This window comes from Achromobacter sp. E1 (assembly GCF_037039475.1).
Taxonomy (GTDB): domain Bacteria; phylum Pseudomonadota; class Gammaproteobacteria; order Burkholderiales; family Burkholderiaceae_B; genus Achromobacter; species Achromobacter mucicolens.
In genome coordinates, this window is record NZ_CP146253.1 from 2,468,148 (window position 1) to 2,484,292 (window position 16,145).

Genomic DNA, 16,145 nt, shown 5'->3' on the forward strand with positions numbered 1-16,145 from the left:
AGGGTGGGTTGTGTCGTTCTTCGTTGCTTAACGCTCGGATATTTCATGCTTGGAAATTTGAAAGTTCGCACTTGTATCATTCTGGTGCTGTTGCTCTTCACGGGCGCCATGTTCATTTCGAACGGGGTGGCGTGGATGGGGTTGAACTCCGGCAGCGACAAGCTGGCACAGGTCAACGAAGCCTATGCCAACCAGGCGGCGCAACTGCAGCGCGCCTACAGCACGTTCCTGCGCGGACGCCTGCTGCTTGCCAACTCGCTGATGGACATGCAGCAGGGCAAGACCGAACAGTCGACCTCGCAGGCCCAGCGCGCCGACGGCCTCATGGCCGATGGCCTGAAGTTGTTCGATGCCTTCCGCAAGGCGCCGCGCATGGCGGGTTCCGAAGAGATCGTGGCCAAGCTGGACGCCGCCTACAAGCAGTTCGATGACGTCTACCGCCGCCAGGCCGCCGCGCTGAAGAATCTGGCCATTCAAGACTACCTGGACCTGAACGACGCAGGCGGGGCTGCCAACACCGCGTTCCGCGAGGCCGTGAACAACGTGCTGCAGTTCACGGACACGCGCACCGACGAGCTCATCGCGCAGGCGGAAACCGATCACAACATCTCCCGCACCGTGACCATCGTGATGCTGGCCATCGCCCTGGTTCTGGCGCTGGCCTGCTGGATTTTCATCAGCCGCACCGTCCTGCGTCCGTTGCATGAAGCCGGCGACCACTTCGAGAAGATTTCGGCCGGCGATTTCACGGGCCGCATCGAAGTGCGCAGCACCAACGAAATCGGCCACCTGTTCGGCGCCATCAAGCGCATGCAGGAAAGCCTGACGCGCACGGTGGCCTCGGTGCGCCGCGGTGTCGAAGAGATCAACCTGGGCGCGCGTGAAATTTCCGCGGGCAACACCGACCTGTCCAGCCGCACGGAGCAGCAGGCCGCTTCGCTGGAAGAGACCGCCGCCTCGATGGAAGAGCTGGCCTCGACCGTCAAGCAGAACGCGGACAATGCGCGCCAGGCCAACCAGCTGGCCGCCAGCGCGTCGGACGTGGCCGAGCGCGGCGGTTCGGCGGTGTCGGAAGTGGTCAACACGATGCAGGAGATCTCCGCCAGCTCGCGCAAGATCTCGGAGATCGTGTCGGTCATCGACGGCATTGCGTTCCAGACCAACATCCTGGCGCTGAACGCCGCCGTGGAAGCGGCCCGCGCGGGTGAGCAGGGCAAGGGCTTTGCGGTGGTGGCGGGCGAAGTGCGCTCGCTGGCGCAGCGCAGCGCCCAGGCCGCCAAGGAAATCAAGGGCCTGATCGAAGACTCCGTGACCAAGGTGGGCGCCGGTTCGCAGCAGGTCGAACGCGCCGGTTCCACGATGCAGGAAATCGTGGCGTCGGTGAAGCGCGTGACGGACATCATGGGCGAGATCTCGGCAGCGTCCGAAGAACAGTCCAGCGGCATCGACCAGGTGAACCGCGCGGTGTCGCAGATGGATGAAGTGACGCAGCAGAACGCAGCGCTGGTGGAAGAGGCCGCGGCCGCCGCCGGTTCGCTGCAGGATCAGGCCCAGCGCCTGGCCGAAGCGGTGTCCGTGTTCAAGATCAACGCCGGCGAAGTGATCGAAGTGCCCGCCCGCCAGTTGGCGCAGCAACGCAGCGCGCCGCTGATGGCCGCGCCCAAGCCCGCGCAGGAAGAGCCCGCCAAGCCGGCCGCGCAGGCCGATGCAGCGCCCGCGCCTAAGGCCGCGCCCGCACCGCGTTTGACGCAAGTGGCCCGGCCCAAGCCGGCGGGCGCGACCGCCGCGCGCCCGATGCGCCGGCCGGCAGCGCGCACCGCGGACGCCGCGGACGCTCCTGCAGCCGCGCCCAAGCCCGCCACGCGCCGTCCGCCGCCCTCGGACGACGATTGGGAATCTTTCTGACGGTTGTAGTGGGCGTCAGTGCATTGAACAGGCAGTAGAGGAAAACCCCTTTTACGGCCCGGCGGCCTCGAAAGCGCCGCTGGGACGGCTACCGGAACTACGGAAATGTTTAGCAATCTGAAGGTGCGCACCGGATTGATGCTGGCCCAGTTGGCAGTTGCCCTGGCCGCGCTCGTTGCCATTGTCCTGGGTTGGAACAGCATGCAGTCCAATGCCCGGGCGATCGACGCCTTGGATTCTCTGAGCGTGCAGCAGAGCAATCTGATCAAGGATTCGTACACCCAGATGTTGCGCGCGACCGTGCGCGCCGACATTGCCGCCGCGCAACGCGCCGCTGGCGACACGAGCGGCGCCGCCGAGAACTCGCGCATCGTCCAGCAGTTGATCGCGGACTCCAAGAAGAAGATGGAGACCTTCAAGGCGATTCCGAAGGCCACCGACATTGGCCGCGCGTCGGAAGGCCAGCTGCTTTCCGCGTTCAACGGCTTTGCCGAGTCGCTGGAAAGCATGATGACCGCCCTGGACAAGGGCGATGCCGCGACCTACCTGTCGCTCAAGAACACCAAGGCGGGTGCCGCCAGCGGCGCGTTCTTCAAGCAGCTCAGCGATTTCGCCGCCAACATCAACAAGTACAGCGAAAACATGGTGAATGCGTCGCGCGCCCAGGCGTCGACGATGACCTACGTGTATATCGGCCTGGCGCTGCTGATCCTGGCCGTGTCGCTGGGCGCGTTCCTCTTCATGAACCGCGTCGTGCTGCGTCCGCTGCGCGCCGTGGGCGAGAGCTTTGACAAGATCGCCGCCGGCGACCTGACCGTGCGGGTGGACGTCAATTCCACGAACGAGGTCGGCGCGTTGATGGCGGCAGTCAAGCGCATGCAGGAAAGCCTGGCGCGGACCGTTTCCGCGGTGCGCCGTGGCGTGGACGAAATCAACGTCGGTTCGCGCGAGATCTCGGCGGGCAACACGGATCTGTCCAGCCGCACGGAAGAGCAGGCAGCCTCCCTGGAAGAGACCGCGGCATCGATGGAGCAGTTGGCGTCGACCGTCAAGCAGAATACCGACAACGCCCGCCAGGCCAACCAGCTGGCGGCCAGCGCATCGGACGTGGCCGAGCGCGGCGGTTCGGCGGTGGCGGAAGTGGTCAGCACGATGGAAGGCATTTCGGCCAGTTCGCGCAAGATTTCCGAGATTGTGTCGGTCATCGACGGCATCGCGTTCCAGACCAACATCCTGGCGCTGAACGCCGCCGTGGAAGCGGCCCGCGCGGGTGAGCAGGGCAAGGGTTTCGCGGTGGTGGCGGGCGAGGTGCGTTCGCTGGCGCAGCGCAGCGCCCAGGCGGCCAAGGAAATCAAGGGCCTGATCGAGGACTCGGTCTCCAAGGTCGGCGCCGGGTCGCAGCAGGTCGAACGCGCCGGCGCGACGATGCAGGAGATCGTGGCCTCGGTGAAACGCGTGACGGACATCATGGGCGAGATCTCGGCAGCGTCCGAAGAACAGTCCAGCGGCATCGACCAGGTGAACCGCGCGGTTTCGCAGATGGATGAAGTGACGCAGCAGAACGCAGCGCTGGTGGAAGAGGCCGCGGCCGCCGCCGGTTCGCTGCAGGATCAGGCCCAGCGCCTGGCCGAAGCGGTGGCCGTGTTCAAGATCAATGCGGGCGAAGTCATCGAAGTGCCGGCGCGCCAGTTGGCCCAACAGCATCGGCCGGCCGCCCGCGTGGCGGCGCCGGCGGCTGCCGGGACACCCGCGCGGGCGCCCGAGCCTGCGCCCGCCGAGCCGCCAGCCAGGCCGGCCGCGGTGCGGCTGGCGCACAGCACGGCCACCAAGTCCGAGCCGGCCGCAGGCGCCTCGGCGGCGCGGCCGCCACGCAGACCGGCGGCGACGCGCTCCGCGCCCGCCGCGAAGACCGACCCGAAGCCCGCATCCGCAACGGCCGCAAGCCGGCGGCAGGCGCCTTCGGACGACGATTGGGAATCTTTCTGACGCCGGGTAGACCGGCAAATAGGCAGGGTATGCGAGGTTATCTACATCTTCTGGCAGCGGCCGCGATTGTGGCCTTTGTCGCGGGTTGCGCGGCAACGGGTCATAACTTCGATCCGAGCAAGCTGTCGACCTTGACGCCCGGTCAGACGACGGTGGAAGAGGCCGCGCGCGCGCTGACCGCTCCGCCTGCCCAACAGTTCAAACAGAGCGACGGCACGGTGCTGATGCTCTGGTCCCACAAAATCACCTTTGTCGCCGACGGCCTGTACAGCCGCAAGGAAGCGCTGCTGCAGTTCGGCCCCGATGGCCGGCTGATGCGGCTCGTCGACAGCACCAATATTCTGCTGGAACCCTGGGAACGCCAGAAATTGTTGGGACCGGCCCCTGCGCCTGAGATCACTCAGGACTGGGCCCAACCCGCCGTGGCCCCCGAGGTGCAAACCATCTACATTCCGGGTCCGGGAGAACCGGCCGGTCTGGCGCCGCAGGGCAAGTAGCCCCGCAGTCCAGCAGAAGACATCGGGCCCCAAGCCCGATGTTCGTCGCCCTGAGTGCAAGCCCTGTGTAACAGGGCGTGTCCCACGGGTGGTTTTTCATTTGGTCAGAGCAGTTCCTGAGGGATGGGGAAATAAATGGAAGCGAGTCTCGAATCCGGCGCAAAGGCCGGCAAGGCGGGCAAGAAAAAAGCCGCGCGCGCACCCAAGGTCAAGCGCAAACTGAGGCTGCGCGATGCGCGCGTCGGCACGATGCTGCTGTGGGTGATGGCGTTTTTCGCGCTGCTGATCGCAGCAGTGGGGGGCTTGGCCGCCTACTTCCTGCAAAGCAACTATGAATCGATCCGAGAGGTCAATGCGCTGACCGAGCGCGCCAAGCAGGTCGAGATCATCAACAGCGACATGCTGCGTGCACGCGTTGGCCTGATGGTGGCCGCCCGTCACCTGCAGGAGTCCGGCTGGGGCAGCGGCGAGAATTCGGCGCGTGACGCGGCCGCCGCGCTCAAGGGTTCCACCGACCTGTTGACCGGCGTGCGCAGCCGCTTCGCCGATTTCCAGAAGAACATGCTCGAGGACGACACCGGCCGCCAGCTGTCGATGAACCTGGTGCGCCGCTATCGCTCGTACATCGACGACGGCGTGGACACGATGGTCGAAGCCCTGCGCAGCGAAGACTATTCGACGTTCTACATGGTGAACAACGAATACGGCACGCCGCGCAGCGCCGCCTTCATCGAGGCAATCGCTCAGTTCGACAAGTACATCGCCGATCAGCAGCGCCAGACGATCGATCAGGCCGAAGCGAACTTCAAGCTGGCCATGATCGCCGTGGGCATTGCCGTGGCGCTGGCCCTCTTGTTGATGGTGCTTGCCCGCATCCTGTTCGGCCGCCTGGTCGTGCGCCCCTTGGTCGAGGCCGGCCAGCACTTCGACAAGATCGCCGCCGGCGACCTGACGGGCCGTGTGGAAGTGCGTTCGCACAACGAAATCGGCCAGCTGTTCGCCGCCCTCAAGCGCATGCAGGAAAGCCTGACGCGCACGGTGTCGACGGTGCGCCGCGGCGTGGACGAGATCACGGTGGGCTCGCGCGAGATTTCCGCGGGCAACACGGATCTGTCCAGCCGCACGGAAGAGCAGGCCGCTTCGCTGGAAGAGACCGCTGCCTCGATGGAAGAGCTGGCCTCGACCGTGAAGCAGAACGCCGACAACGCGCGCCAGGCCAACCAGCTGGCGGCCAGCGCGTCTGATGTGGCCGAACGCGGCGGCTCCGCCGTGTCGGAAGTGGTCAACACCATGGAAGGCATTTCGGCCAGCTCGCGCAAGATTTCCGAGATCGTGTCGGTGATCGACGGCATCGCGTTCCAGACCAACATCCTGGCGCTGAACGCGGCGGTGGAAGCCGCGCGTGCCGGTGAACAGGGCAAGGGCTTTGCGGTGGTGGCGGGCGAAGTGCGCTCGCTGGCGCAGCGCAGCGCCCAGGCCGCCAAGGAAATCAAGGGTCTGATCGAGGACTCGGTCTCCAAGGTGGGCGCCGGTTCGCAGCAGGTGCAACGCGCCGGCGCGACCATGCAGGAAATCGTGGCGTCGGTGAAGCGTGTGACGGACATCATGGGCGAGATCTCGGCGGCGTCCGAGGAACAGTCCAGCGGCATTGACCAGGTGAACCGCGCGGTTTCGCAGATGGACGAAGTGACGCAGCAGAACGCGGCGCTGGTGGAAGAGGCCGCGGCCGCCGCCGGATCGCTGCAGGAACAGGCTCAGCGCCTGGCCGAAGCAGTGGCCGTGTTCAAGATCAACGCGGGCGAAGTCATTGAAGTGCCTGCGCATCAGCTCGGCGGCTATGCCGCGCCGTCGCTGAACTGATCGTTGTTGTTCCGGGCCGCGCCCGATCCCGCAAATGCGGGATCGGGCGCGGCTTTTTTACGTCCGCAATGCTCGGATCCGGCAGCCATCGCGTGACTTATTTCCAGCGGTTATAAGGACGTTGATCGCGGTCATAAGCACGTTAAGTTTTCTGCTTTATGACCGTAAACATTGGCAACGCCTGATGCGTCAGGCCGAAAACACAGTGATCGATGGTGACCGGGGGATCGGGCGCCAGACCAAGCCCGCGGGAGTGCACCGTTGCCTCGCATCGCGACCGTTGCATGCCGCTCAATCTGCTGTCGTATATGTTGTAAACCCGGAGACAAGCCGTGCGCGTCAACCTACCCGTCACCAATGTGGAAACCAAGCTGCGCGAGGATCAATACCTGATCTCGCGCACGGATACCAAGGGCCGCATCGTCTATGCCAACCCTGCGTTCGTCGATGTCAGCGGCTTCACGCGCGACGAACTCATCGGCAAGCCGCACAACATCGTGCGCCATCCCGACATGCCCCCGGAGGCCTACGCGGATCTTTGGGAAACCCTGGAGGCTGGCGAGTCCTGGCTGGGGGTCGTCAAGAACCGCCGCAAGGATGGCGGCTTTTACTGGGTGCTGGCCAACGCCACGCCGATCGTCGAGAACGGCGAGGTCGTGGCTTATTCGTCGGTGCGCGTGCGCCCGTCGGAAGAGCAGGTCGAGATGGCAGAGGAACTCTATGCGCGCATGCGCGAGGGCACGGCCAAGGGCGTGCGCATCCTGCGCGGCCGCCCCGTGCGCGCCGGCTGGCGACGCGGGCTGGACGTGCTGGCGTTTCCGTTCCGGTCCGGCGTGCGCAACCGCATGCTGCGCCACGCCACGCTGACGGCCGGCTTCGTCGCCGCGGCGGGCGCCTATGGGCTGCACGCCAATTGGGACAGCCTGTCGCCGTGGGGCGCGGGGCTGGGCTGCGGCGCGATAGCGCTGGCCGTTGCCGCCATCTACGGCATGAGCTGGAGCCTGGCGCGTTCGCTCCTGGATCCGATGCTGGACGCGGCCAACATGGCGCGCCAGGTAGCGGCCGGCAATCTCACCACGCAGATCGTGCCCGAGTCGGATGACGAGGTGGGCAGCCTGAAGTTTTCGCTGGAAGTGATGCGCAAGAGCCTGATCGGCATCGCGTACGATGTGTACCGCGGCATCGAAGGCACGACGCACGCTGCCGTGGACATTGCCCGCGGCAACCAGGAGCTGGCCGGCCGCACTCAGGGGCAGGCGGCGTCGTTGCAGCAGACCGCCGCCAGCATGCAGCAACTGACCTCGACCGTTCGTCAGAACGCCGACAACGCGCGGCAGGCGAACGACCTGGCCGCCAGCAGCATGGACGTTGCGCGGCGCGGCGGCGTGGCCGTCGGGCAGGTGGTCAACACCATGCACGGCATTTCAGACAGCTCGCGCAAGATCGCCGACATCGTCAGCATCATCGAAGGCATCGCCTTCCAGACCAACATCCTGGCGCTGAATGCGGCGGTGGAAGCGGCCCGGGCCGGCGAATCCGGCAAGGGCTTTGCGGTGGTGGCGGGCGAGGTGCGCAGCCTGGCGCAAAAGAGCGCGCAGGCGGCCAAGGAAGTGAAGTCGCTGATCGAGGACTCGGTCGATCGCGTGACGGAAGGCTCGGCACAGGCCGAACAGGCTGGCGCGACGATGCAGGAGATCGTGGACGCCGTGCACCGCGTCACGGCCATCATCAGCGAGATCTCGCGCGCCTCGCAGGAACAGTCGACCGGCATCGAGCAGGTGGACACCGCGGTCTCGCAGATGGACGTGATGACCGAGCAGAACACGGCGCTCGTGCAGGAGCTGGGCGGCGCGGTGACGCAGTTGGGCAATCAGTCGGGCGCGCTGCGCGAGACCATCCGCGTCTTCCGCGTGGTGGGCCAGCACTGAGCGGCTGGCGGCGGGGCCGCTCGCCGGCCCCGCTAGCGTCCCGCCAGGGCGTCCACGACGCGGCTCATCGCGGTCAGGCCCGATTCGAAGAGCGATTCCAGGAACGGGCCGGCGTGAGGCAGCACGATGGTCAGCACCGTGACGCCGATGATGAGCGTGACGGGAAAGCCCACCGAGAACACGGAAAGCTGCTGGGCGGCGCGGTTCAGGATGCCCATCGCCAGGTTGATGGTGAGCAGCGCGCAGATCAGCGGCAGCGCCAGCAGCAGGCCCGACACGAACACCGTCTTGCCCCATTCGACGACCGTGCCCCAGCCATTCTGGTGCAGCTGGATCGTGGCAATCGGCAAGGTATCGAAGGACCGCACCAGGGCCGCCAGGACGAGAAGGTGGCCGTCCAGCGCCAGGAAGGTCAGCATCGCGACGATGTTGAACAGGCGCGACAGCACGGCGGTGTTGGCGCCCGAGCTGGGATCGAAGAACGACGCAAACGACAGACCCATCTGCAGTCCCACGAATTCCCCCGCGGTCTGCACCGCCGCGAACACGATGCGCATGGTAAAGCCCATGGCGATGCCGATCAGCACCTGCTGCATCACCATCCAGAGGCCCGCGTACGATCCGGGCGCCACCGGCGGCATGGCATCGAGCGCGGGCCCGATCGCCACTGCCAGCACGAAAGCCAGGCCAATCTTGACCTTGACGGGAATGAGCGATTCGGAGAACAGGGGCGCGGTGGCCACGAGCGCCAGGATACGCACGAACGGCCAGAGAAACTGGCCGACCCAGCCGTTGAGCTGCTCGAGCGTGAAAGAGAACATGGCGTGGCAACCCGTGTCCGGCGGCGGGCGCCGCTCAGGACACCAGCATGGGGATCTGGCCGATGAGCTGCCGGATGTAGTCGACCATGACGCCGATCAGCCACGGGCCCAGCAGCACCAGCACGCCGCACATGGCCAGCAGCTTCGGAATGAACGACAGCGTCATTTCGTTGATCTGCGTGGCGGCCTGGAAAATGCTGATGACCAGACCCACCACCAGCGTGACCAGGAGCAGGGGACCGGCCATCGCCAGGACGACCTTCATCGCCTGGTAGGTCATGGTCATGACGGTTTCGGCAGTCATGGCGATCTCCTTGCGGCGTTACTGGTAGAAGCTCTGGGCAAGCGAGCCCATGAGCAGGTTCCAGCCGTCGGCCAGCACGAACAGCATCAGCTTGAACGGCAGCGCCACGGTGACGGGGGGCACCATCATCATGCCCAGCGCCATCAGGACGCTGGCAACCACCAGGTCGATGATGAGGAAGGGAATGAAGATCGTGAACCCGATCTGGAAGGCGGTTTTCAGTTCGCTGGTGATGAAGGCCGGGACCAGGATGCGCATCGGCACCTGCGAGGGGTCTTCCAGCGCCGGCTGTTTGGCCAGGTTGGCGAACAGCGACAGGTCGTTCTCGCGCGTCTGGTGCAGCATGAACGTGCGTAGGGGACCCGCGGCGCGTTCGACCGCAGCCTCGAACTGGATCGTCCCTTCGGACAGAGGCTTGTAGGCGTCGGTGTAGATCTTGTCGAACACCGGCGACATCGTATAGAAGGTCAGGAACAGCGCCAGGCCGATCAGCACGTGGTTGGGCGGCGACATGGCGGTGCCCATTGCGCTGCGCAGCAGGCCCAGCACGATGATGATGCGCGTGAAGCCCGTCATCATCAGCAGCGCCGCCGGCAGGAAGGACAGCGACGTCATCAGCAGCATGGTCTGCATGCTGAGCGAGTACGTCTGCGAGCCGTCCGCGCCCGGCGTGGCCGTCAGCGCGGGCAGCGTGGCCTGGGCCACGACGCCGGCCGGGAAGAAGGCCAGGCCCAGCACCGCGGCGGCGGCCAGCATGGGCAGCGCGCGCTGGCCGGCGCGTGCGAATGTCGTGCGGGTAGGCAAACTCATGGGTATCGCTTGAATCGCGCCGGGGCGTTGTGCCTTAGCGGCGCTTGAGTGCCTGGCCCAGCTTGGCCGCAAAGGCGGCCGTGGGCAAAGGCGAACCCTCCGGCAACTGGCCGGCGGGCAGGGTATGCAGGGTGGTGAGCTGGTTCGGGCCAACGCCCACCACCAGCCAGGTGTCTTCGATCTCGACGACGACGACGCTTTGGCGCGGACCGACCGGCAGGCTGGCAACCTGGCGCAGCAGATTGCCGCCGCCGCGTTGCACCAGTCCGGCGCGCTTGGCAAGCCACGCCGAGACCAGGATGGCGGCCACCACCAGCACGAGGCCGACGATGACGCGCAGCAGAGCAGGTTCGGTCATGGCGCCAGGGTTCAACGACGGTTGTTCAAGCGGTTGATCCGCTCGGACGGGGTGATGATGTCGGTCAGGCGGATGCCGTACTTTTCTTCGACGACCACGACTTCGCCCTGGGCGATCAGATAGCCGTTGACGAAGATGTCCATCGGCTCGCCGGCCAGGCCGTCGAGTTCGACCACGGAGCCCTGGCCCAGCTGGAGCAGGTTCTTGATGGTCAGCCGGGTGCGGCCCAGCTCGACCGTCAACTGGACGGGAACGTCCATGATGAGGTCGATGTCGGTGCCTTGGCCGGACGTGGCGCCAGCCAGCGGCTTGAACACCGATTGCGCCGCGGATTGCGCGGGCGCAGCCGGTGCGGCGGCCGGGGCCGGGGCGGCGGGCGCGGGGGCAGCCGCCGCCGGCGTGGCGGCCTGTTCCGCCATCGCGGCGGCCCAGTCGTCCTGCGGCTTCAGACCGTCGGCTTGCGTGGGCGGGTTGGCGCGGGATTGTTCGGCGAGCGCGTCGGCCCAGTCGTCGGCCGGGGACGAGCCAGTGCCGGGCTCGTTCTTGTCAGTCATGGTCAGAGGCCTCGTTGGGTTCTGTATCGTGGGTAAACAGGTTTTGTACGCGCAGGGCGTATTGGCCGTTGAAGACGCCGTAGCCGCATTCCATCAGCGGCACGCCGTCGACGTGGGCGATGACGGTTTCGGGCACGTCCACCGGAAGGACGTCGCCGACCTTCAGGCTCATCAGCTCGCGGATCGACGACGGGATGCGGGCAAATTCCGCGACCACGTCGATGTCGGCGCTGCGCACCTGGCGCGACAGCTGCTGCGACCAGCGCTGATCCACTTCCTCGAGCGTCGTTTCCTGCAACGGGCGCGTCAGCAGATCGCGCACCGGCTCGATCATCGAGTAAGGCAGGCAGATGTTCAGGTCGCCGCCGGTCGCGCCGAATTCAATGTGGAACGAGGAGACGACCACCACTTCGTTGTTGCCGGTGATGCTGGCGAACTTGGTGTGCATCTCCGAACGGACGTACTCGAACTCGATCGGATAGACCGGATCCCATGACTTGCCGTAGCTTTCCAGGGTCAGGTTGAGCAGGCGCCGGATGATGCGCTGTTCGGTGGTGGTGAAGTCCCGGCCCTCGACCCGCGTGTGGTAGCGGCCATCGCCGCCGAACAGGCTGTCGATGACCAGGAACACCAGATTCGGGTCGTAAGTGAAGAGCGCCGTGCCGCGCAGCGGCTTCATCTGAATCATGTTCAGATTGCTGGGAACCGGCAGGTTGCGCTCGAAGTCCGCGTACTTCTGGATCTTGATCGAGCCGACGGTGATGTCGGCGCTGCGGCGCATGAAGTTCAGCAGAACGTTTCGCATGTTGCGCGCAAAGCGTTCGTTGATGAGCTCCAGCGTCTGCATGCGGCGGCGTACGACGCGCTCGGGCGAGCTCAAGTCGTAGGCGCGCGCGCCGGCATTCTGGCCGTCGGATTCCTTTTTACTATCGCTCTCGCCGGTGACGCCGGCCAGCAGCGCATCGACTTCGTCCTGCGAAAGAAACGCCTCGTAGGCCATGCTTATTGCACCACGAACGCCGTGAACAGCACGTCGGTCACGTACTGGCCGTCAGGCAGGGGCGAGAAGGGACGGTTCACAGCCTGCTTGATGGCCGCGACCATGTCGTTCTTGCCTTGCTGCGTCTGCACGGCGGTGGGCGACTGCGACGACAGCACCATCAGGATGCGGCTGCGCACTTCGGGCATGTACTTTTCCAGGCGCGTGCGGGTCTGTTCGTCGCTTACGCGCAGGGTCAGGCCGACGTGCATGATGCGTTCCGTGTCCGCGTTCTGCAGCGTGACCGTGAAGGCTTCGATCGGCACGAAGATGGGCGCGGGCACGGCGATCGGGGTGGCGGACGGCGCGACGAAGGTCGTCGGCGTGGCCTGCGGGCCCTGGCCTGGCTGGCCTTGCACGCCGCCGGCCTGACCGGGCTGACCCGGCTGGCCGGGTTGGCCGCCAGGCACCTGGCCCACGCCAAGCTGCACCGGAGCGCCGCCTTGCGGCTGCTGCAGGCGCTGCGTGATGAACCAGGTCGCGCCGGCGCTGGCCGCGGCAACCAGCAGCAGCACCAGGATCGCCAGCAGCGGCCGAAGGATGCGGCCAATGCCGCCGGAGGACTTCGCGTCGCGCGCCGGCGCGGGAATGGGTTTGATAGTCGCCATCTGGAGTTCGATGCGTGTATGCCGCTGGTGAAAACGGATTCTTAGTGGATGAAAGCATTCTGCCCGAATTCACGCCGCCGCTTGGAGGCGAAAAACAGGGCGAAAGCCGCGTATCTCAAGCTATTGCTGCACCGCCCGCATCCGTTGCCGGGCGCGGGCTGCCGGATCATTAGGCGAACGTGTCGACCAATGCGTTGGCGTTGCGCGACACCGTCACCGCGGGCTGCGCGGACTCTGCCACGCCGTCCGCGACGACGGCATTGCCGCCTTGCTGACGCTGCGAGCCGCTGCCGTTCTGCTGCGCGAATTCCTGCTGCGCGGCCTGTTCGCCGACGCTGGTCTGGCCCAGCGAGATGCCGGCCTGGGCGAGCGCCTGCTGCAACTGCGGAATCGCCACTTCGATCGCCTGGCGCACGGAGGCGTGCGCCGACACGAACGAGGCGCTGGCCACGCCATCGGCCAGGTTCAGGCTGACGCGCAGCGGGCCCAGGTCCGGGGGATCCAGGCGCAGTTCCGCCGTCTGCATGCCCTGGCGCACGTTGTTGCTCATCATGACCATCTGCTGGCCAAGCTCGGTGCCCCAGTGGGTGGCGCCGACGGGCGTGGCCACTTGCAGCACGACGGGTACGACCGGCTGCGCGAGCGCGGCCTGGTTGACGACCGGCAGGGCCTGCCGCTGGGTGGCGGCGGCAAGCGCGGCGCCAAGCGCCTCGTGCGGCGTGGCGCCATGCTGCGGCGCCTGGAATTGCGGGGTCGTGCCGGCCAGCAGATCGGGCTGATCTTCATCGGCCACGTGGGTCTGCGGCGCGGGCGCGGCAGGGTCGGCGGGCGTCTCGCGCGCGACGCGCGGCAGAGGCAGGTCGGCAGCCGCCTTGAGCGCGTCGGCCTTGACCGTCGCCTTGGGATCGGCAGGCGCCTGGGCAACGGGCGCGGAACCCGGCTTGACCGCGGCGGTGAGGACCGGCAGCGCGGCTTCGGCGTCGCGGGCGATCTGGGCGGCGGCGTCTTGCGCCTGGCCGGCGGTCGCGGCCACCGGCGTCAGCTGCGCGGCCTGCGGCGCCAACGTGTCGGCGGCATTGAGCGCGGCCGTCAGCACGGCGGCGCCCTGGTTCATGGCGGTGACGGCCGCAGCGGCATTGCCGCGGGCAAGCTGCACCTGTTCGGCGGCCTGGGCCGCGATCTCCAGGGCCTGTTGCGGCAGGTCGGACGGGGCCACGGGCAGCTGCGCCGCGACGGCCAGCGCGCCGGCTTCGGCCTGGGCGGCGGTCTGCACCGCGTCATTGATGGCGCCGGCGGCGGCGCCTTCGGCCGTGGCGGCCGGATCGCCGGGCTTGCCGTCCCTGGACGGCGTCTTGCTGTTGCCGTTCGCGGGCCGGGCGTCGGCGGCCTGGTTGGGCCGCCGCTGCGCCGGACGCTGTTGCGCCAGGACGTCGGAGAAGGCGGGGCCTTTATCTTTCTTGTTCCCGGCAGCCGGTTTGGCGCCGCGCGCGTCGTTGACCGGCGCCGGAGAGGCCGGCGCGATCGAAGGCAAGGGCAGGGGAGCGGTCATCTAAAGCTTCCTGTGAGTATTGCTTAATGCTGCATGCCGCTGGCCTGGCGCTGGACCAGGCGGGCGGAGTATTCGTCGTTGGCGCGCTGTTCACGGCGCGACTCCACCAGCGCCTGGGCGCGCTGTTCGCGCTGCGCCAGGGCATCGTAGGAGTTGAGCTTGCGTTTTTCCTGCTGCCAATAGAGCTGCCCCTTGGACAGGTTTTCCTCGGCTTGGCGCAGCACGCCCTGCTGCTGGCCGATCGCGTCGTCCAGCGTGCCGATGAAGCGCTGATAGTTGTGGCAGTCGCTGGCGGCCATGCCGGTCGTCATCGCCGTCTGAAGGCGCTCGAGGTAGTCCTGGCGGTAGTCGTGCAGCATGGAAAGCTGGCGTTGCGCATTGCTGCGTTCGGCGGTCAGCCGGCCGAGCAGGCGCGCGGCTTCGTCCGTGCTTTCCTTGGCCAGGTTGATCAGCATGTCCAGAGGCAGTTGGCTAGGCATAAGTGTCCCGTGATTCGAAACTGGCTCGCAATTGATTGACGGCGTCTTCGTACCCGACGTTCTCGCCGATGTCCTGCTGCAGGAAGGCTTCCAGGCGCGGGTAGCGCGCGATGGCGTCGTCCAGCTGCGGGTCGTTGCCGGCGGCGTATGCGCCCACGGCGATGAGGTCGCGGTTGCGCTGGTAACGCGACAGGCTTTGCTTGAAGCGGCGCACGATGGAGAACTGCTGCGGCGTGATGAGCGAGGTCATCGCCCGCGAAATCGACGCTTCGATGTCGATGGCGGGGTAGTGGCCCGATTCGGCCAGGTGGCGCGACAGCACGACGTGGCCGTCCAGGATCGCGCGCGCCGAGTCGGCGATCGGATCCTGTTGATCGTCGCCCTCGGCCAGCACGGTGTAGAACGCCGTGATGGAGCCGGCCTTGCCGGACGGGCCGGGCGCGCCCATGCCCGCGCGTTCCACCAGCGTGGGCAGCTTGGCAAACACCGACGGCGGATAGCCCTTGGTGGCGGGCGGTTCGCCGATGGCCAGCGCGATTTCCCGTTGCGCCATCGCATAGCGGGTCAACGAGTCCATGATCAGCAGCACGTCCAGGCCCTGGTCGCGGAAATGCTCGGCCAGGCGCGTCGCGTACGCGGCGCCTTGCAGTCGCAGCAGCGCCGACACGTCGGCCGGCGCGGCCACCACGACCGAGCGCGCCAGGCCTTCCGGGCCCAGGTTGTGCTCGATGAATTCCTTGACTTCACGGCCCCGTTCGCCGATCAGGCCGACCACGATCACGTCGGCCTTGGTGTAGCGGGCCATCATGCCCAGCAGCACGGATTTACCGACGCCGGAACCGGCGAACAGGCCCATGCGCTGGCCGCGGCCGACCGTGAGCAGCCCATTGATGGCGCGCACGCCGGTGTCCAGCACCGTATCGATGGGCGCGCGCGACAGCGGGTTGATCGGTTGGGCAGACAGGGGCGCCAGTTCGGCGCCGGTCAGCGGACCCAGGCCGTCGAGCGGACGGCCCGCGCCGTCCAGCACGCGGCCGAGCAGGGCGTTGCCGACCGGCAGGTGGCGGCCAAGCTGAGGCTTGGCGTTGCCGTTCAGTTCGGCCTTGCGCGGCAGCGGAATCTGCCGCTGCACGGGCGGTTCGCCGGGCACGACGCGCGCGCCGGGCGGCAGGCCGGAAATGTCGGCCTGCGGCATCAGGTACAGCGTGTGACCGTCAAAGCCCACGACTTCGGCGTCGGCCCAGTGGTCGTGTCCGCGCGCGATCTCGATGCGGGCGGCGGCGCCGACGGGCAGGCGCAGGCCGGTGGCGTGCAGCACGAGGCCGGTCGCGCGCGTGATCTTGCCGCTGACCAGCCACGGATCGGTGGACGCCGCGCGGATCGAGCCGATCTCAAGCTGCGTCTGCCAGCGGTCGAGCACGGGCGCGGTCGGCTTGGCGGACGCGGA

At 67.0% G+C, this 16,145-nt stretch carries 16 protein-coding genes; 6 read left to right on the forward strand and 10 right to left on the reverse strand.

Going from position 1 to position 16,145, the window contains the following annotated elements:
• Positions 1 to 45 precede the first annotated feature (45 nt).
• The 5 genes from V6V88_RS11270 to V6V88_RS11290 all read left to right on the forward strand — a co-directional run bounded on the left by V6V88_RS11270 (position 46) and on the right by V6V88_RS11290 (position 8,176).
• Complete coding sequence (locus V6V88_RS11270; protein ID WP_338619280.1) at positions 46 to 1,905, forward strand: methyl-accepting chemotaxis protein; 1,860 nt, start codon at positions 46 to 48, stop codon at positions 1,903 to 1,905.
• Between the two features lie 105 nt (positions 1,906 to 2,010).
• Positions 2,011 to 3,891 (forward strand): methyl-accepting chemotaxis protein, encoded by a 1,881-nt coding sequence (locus V6V88_RS11275; RefSeq protein WP_338619281.1) that lies wholly within the window; start codon positions 2,011 to 2,013, stop codon positions 3,889 to 3,891.
• 29 nt (positions 3,892 to 3,920) lie between these two features.
• Positions 3,921 to 4,388: a hypothetical protein gene (locus V6V88_RS11280; protein WP_338619586.1), complete on the forward strand. Its 468-nt coding sequence runs from the start codon at positions 3,921 to 3,923 to the stop codon at positions 4,386 to 4,388.
• Between the two features lie 135 nt (positions 4,389 to 4,523).
• The gene (locus V6V88_RS11285; protein WP_062840925.1) at positions 4,524 to 6,248 is read left to right on the forward strand and encodes a methyl-accepting chemotaxis protein; all 1,725 of its coding nucleotides are present in this window, start codon (positions 4,524 to 4,526) and stop codon (positions 6,246 to 6,248) included.
• Positions 6,249 to 6,580: 332 nt separating this feature from the next.
• Entirely contained in the window at positions 6,581 to 8,176 is a 1,596-nt protein-coding gene (locus tag V6V88_RS11290) for a PAS domain-containing methyl-accepting chemotaxis protein (RefSeq protein WP_062840926.1), read from the forward strand.
• Positions 8,177 to 8,208: 32 nt separating this feature from the next.
• Here the strand turns inward: V6V88_RS11290 and fliR are convergent, their stop codons facing one another.
• From fliR to fliL, 7 genes are all read right to left on the reverse strand, one after another.
• Entirely contained in the window at positions 8,209 to 8,997 is a 789-nt protein-coding gene (gene fliR, locus V6V88_RS11295) for a flagellar biosynthetic protein FliR (RefSeq protein ID WP_128828151.1), read from the reverse strand.
• Between the two features lie 34 nt (positions 8,998 to 9,031).
• Positions 9,032 to 9,301: a flagellar biosynthesis protein FliQ gene (gene fliQ / locus V6V88_RS11300; protein ID WP_056316656.1), complete on the reverse strand. Its 270-nt coding sequence runs from the start codon at positions 9,299 to 9,301 to the stop codon at positions 9,032 to 9,034.
• Positions 9,302 to 9,319: 18 nt separating this feature from the next.
• Entirely contained in the window at positions 9,320 to 10,057 is a 738-nt protein-coding gene (fliP, locus tag V6V88_RS11305) for a flagellar type III secretion system pore protein FliP (RefSeq protein WP_056318673.1), read from the reverse strand.
• A gap of 88 nt (positions 10,058 to 10,145) precedes the next feature.
• Positions 10,146 to 10,469, reverse strand: a complete 324-nt coding sequence (gene fliO, locus V6V88_RS11310) for a flagellar biosynthetic protein FliO (RefSeq protein ID WP_056316659.1) — start codon at positions 10,467 to 10,469, stop codon at positions 10,146 to 10,148.
• An 11-nt stretch (positions 10,470 to 10,480) separates the two neighbouring features.
• On the reverse strand, positions 10,481 to 11,023 hold the full coding sequence (gene fliN / locus V6V88_RS11315) for a flagellar motor switch protein FliN (protein WP_056316662.1): 543 nt from the start codon (positions 11,021 to 11,023) through the stop codon (positions 10,481 to 10,483).
• Complete coding sequence (gene fliM / locus V6V88_RS11320) at positions 11,016 to 12,023, reverse strand: flagellar motor switch protein FliM (protein WP_152384178.1); 1,008 nt, start codon at positions 12,021 to 12,023, stop codon at positions 11,016 to 11,018. Before fliM ends, fliN begins: the two co-directional genes overlap by 8 nt.
• Positions 12,024 to 12,025: 2 nt before the next feature.
• Positions 12,026 to 12,670 carry a flagellar basal body-associated protein FliL gene (gene fliL / locus V6V88_RS11325; protein ID WP_056316670.1) on the reverse strand — a complete coding sequence of 215 codons (645 nt, stop codon included), beginning with the start codon at positions 12,668 to 12,670 and terminating at the stop codon, positions 12,026 to 12,028.
• Positions 12,671 to 12,684: 14 nt separating this feature from the next.
• Between fliL and V6V88_RS11330 the strand changes: the two genes are divergently transcribed.
• The gene (locus tag V6V88_RS11330) at positions 12,685 to 12,843 is read left to right on the forward strand and encodes a hypothetical protein (protein WP_338619283.1); all 159 of its coding nucleotides are present in this window, start codon (positions 12,685 to 12,687) and stop codon (positions 12,841 to 12,843) included.
• On the opposite strand, the gene V6V88_RS11335 is transcribed toward V6V88_RS11330, so the two are convergent.
• From V6V88_RS11335 to fliI, 3 genes are read right to left on the reverse strand one after another with little or no spacing between them, the layout of a single operon-like run.
• A complete protein-coding gene (locus tag V6V88_RS11335; protein ID WP_338619284.1) occupies positions 12,840 to 14,219 on the reverse strand; it encodes a flagellar hook-length control protein FliK in 1,380 nt (459 codons plus the stop codon). The two genes, V6V88_RS11330 and V6V88_RS11335, sit on opposite strands and share 4 nt — an antisense overlap.
• 23 nt (positions 14,220 to 14,242) lie before the next feature.
• A complete protein-coding gene (gene fliJ / locus V6V88_RS11340; protein ID WP_056316675.1) occupies positions 14,243 to 14,698 on the reverse strand; it encodes a flagellar export protein FliJ in 456 nt (151 codons plus the stop codon).
• Positions 14,691 to 16,118 carry a flagellar protein export ATPase FliI gene (fliI, locus tag V6V88_RS11345; RefSeq protein ID WP_056318674.1) on the reverse strand — a complete coding sequence of 476 codons (1,428 nt, stop codon included), beginning with the start codon at positions 16,116 to 16,118 and terminating at the stop codon, positions 14,691 to 14,693. The genes fliJ and fliI overlap by 8 nt, the downstream gene beginning before the upstream one ends.
• Between the last annotated feature and the right edge of the window lie 27 nt (positions 16,119 to 16,145).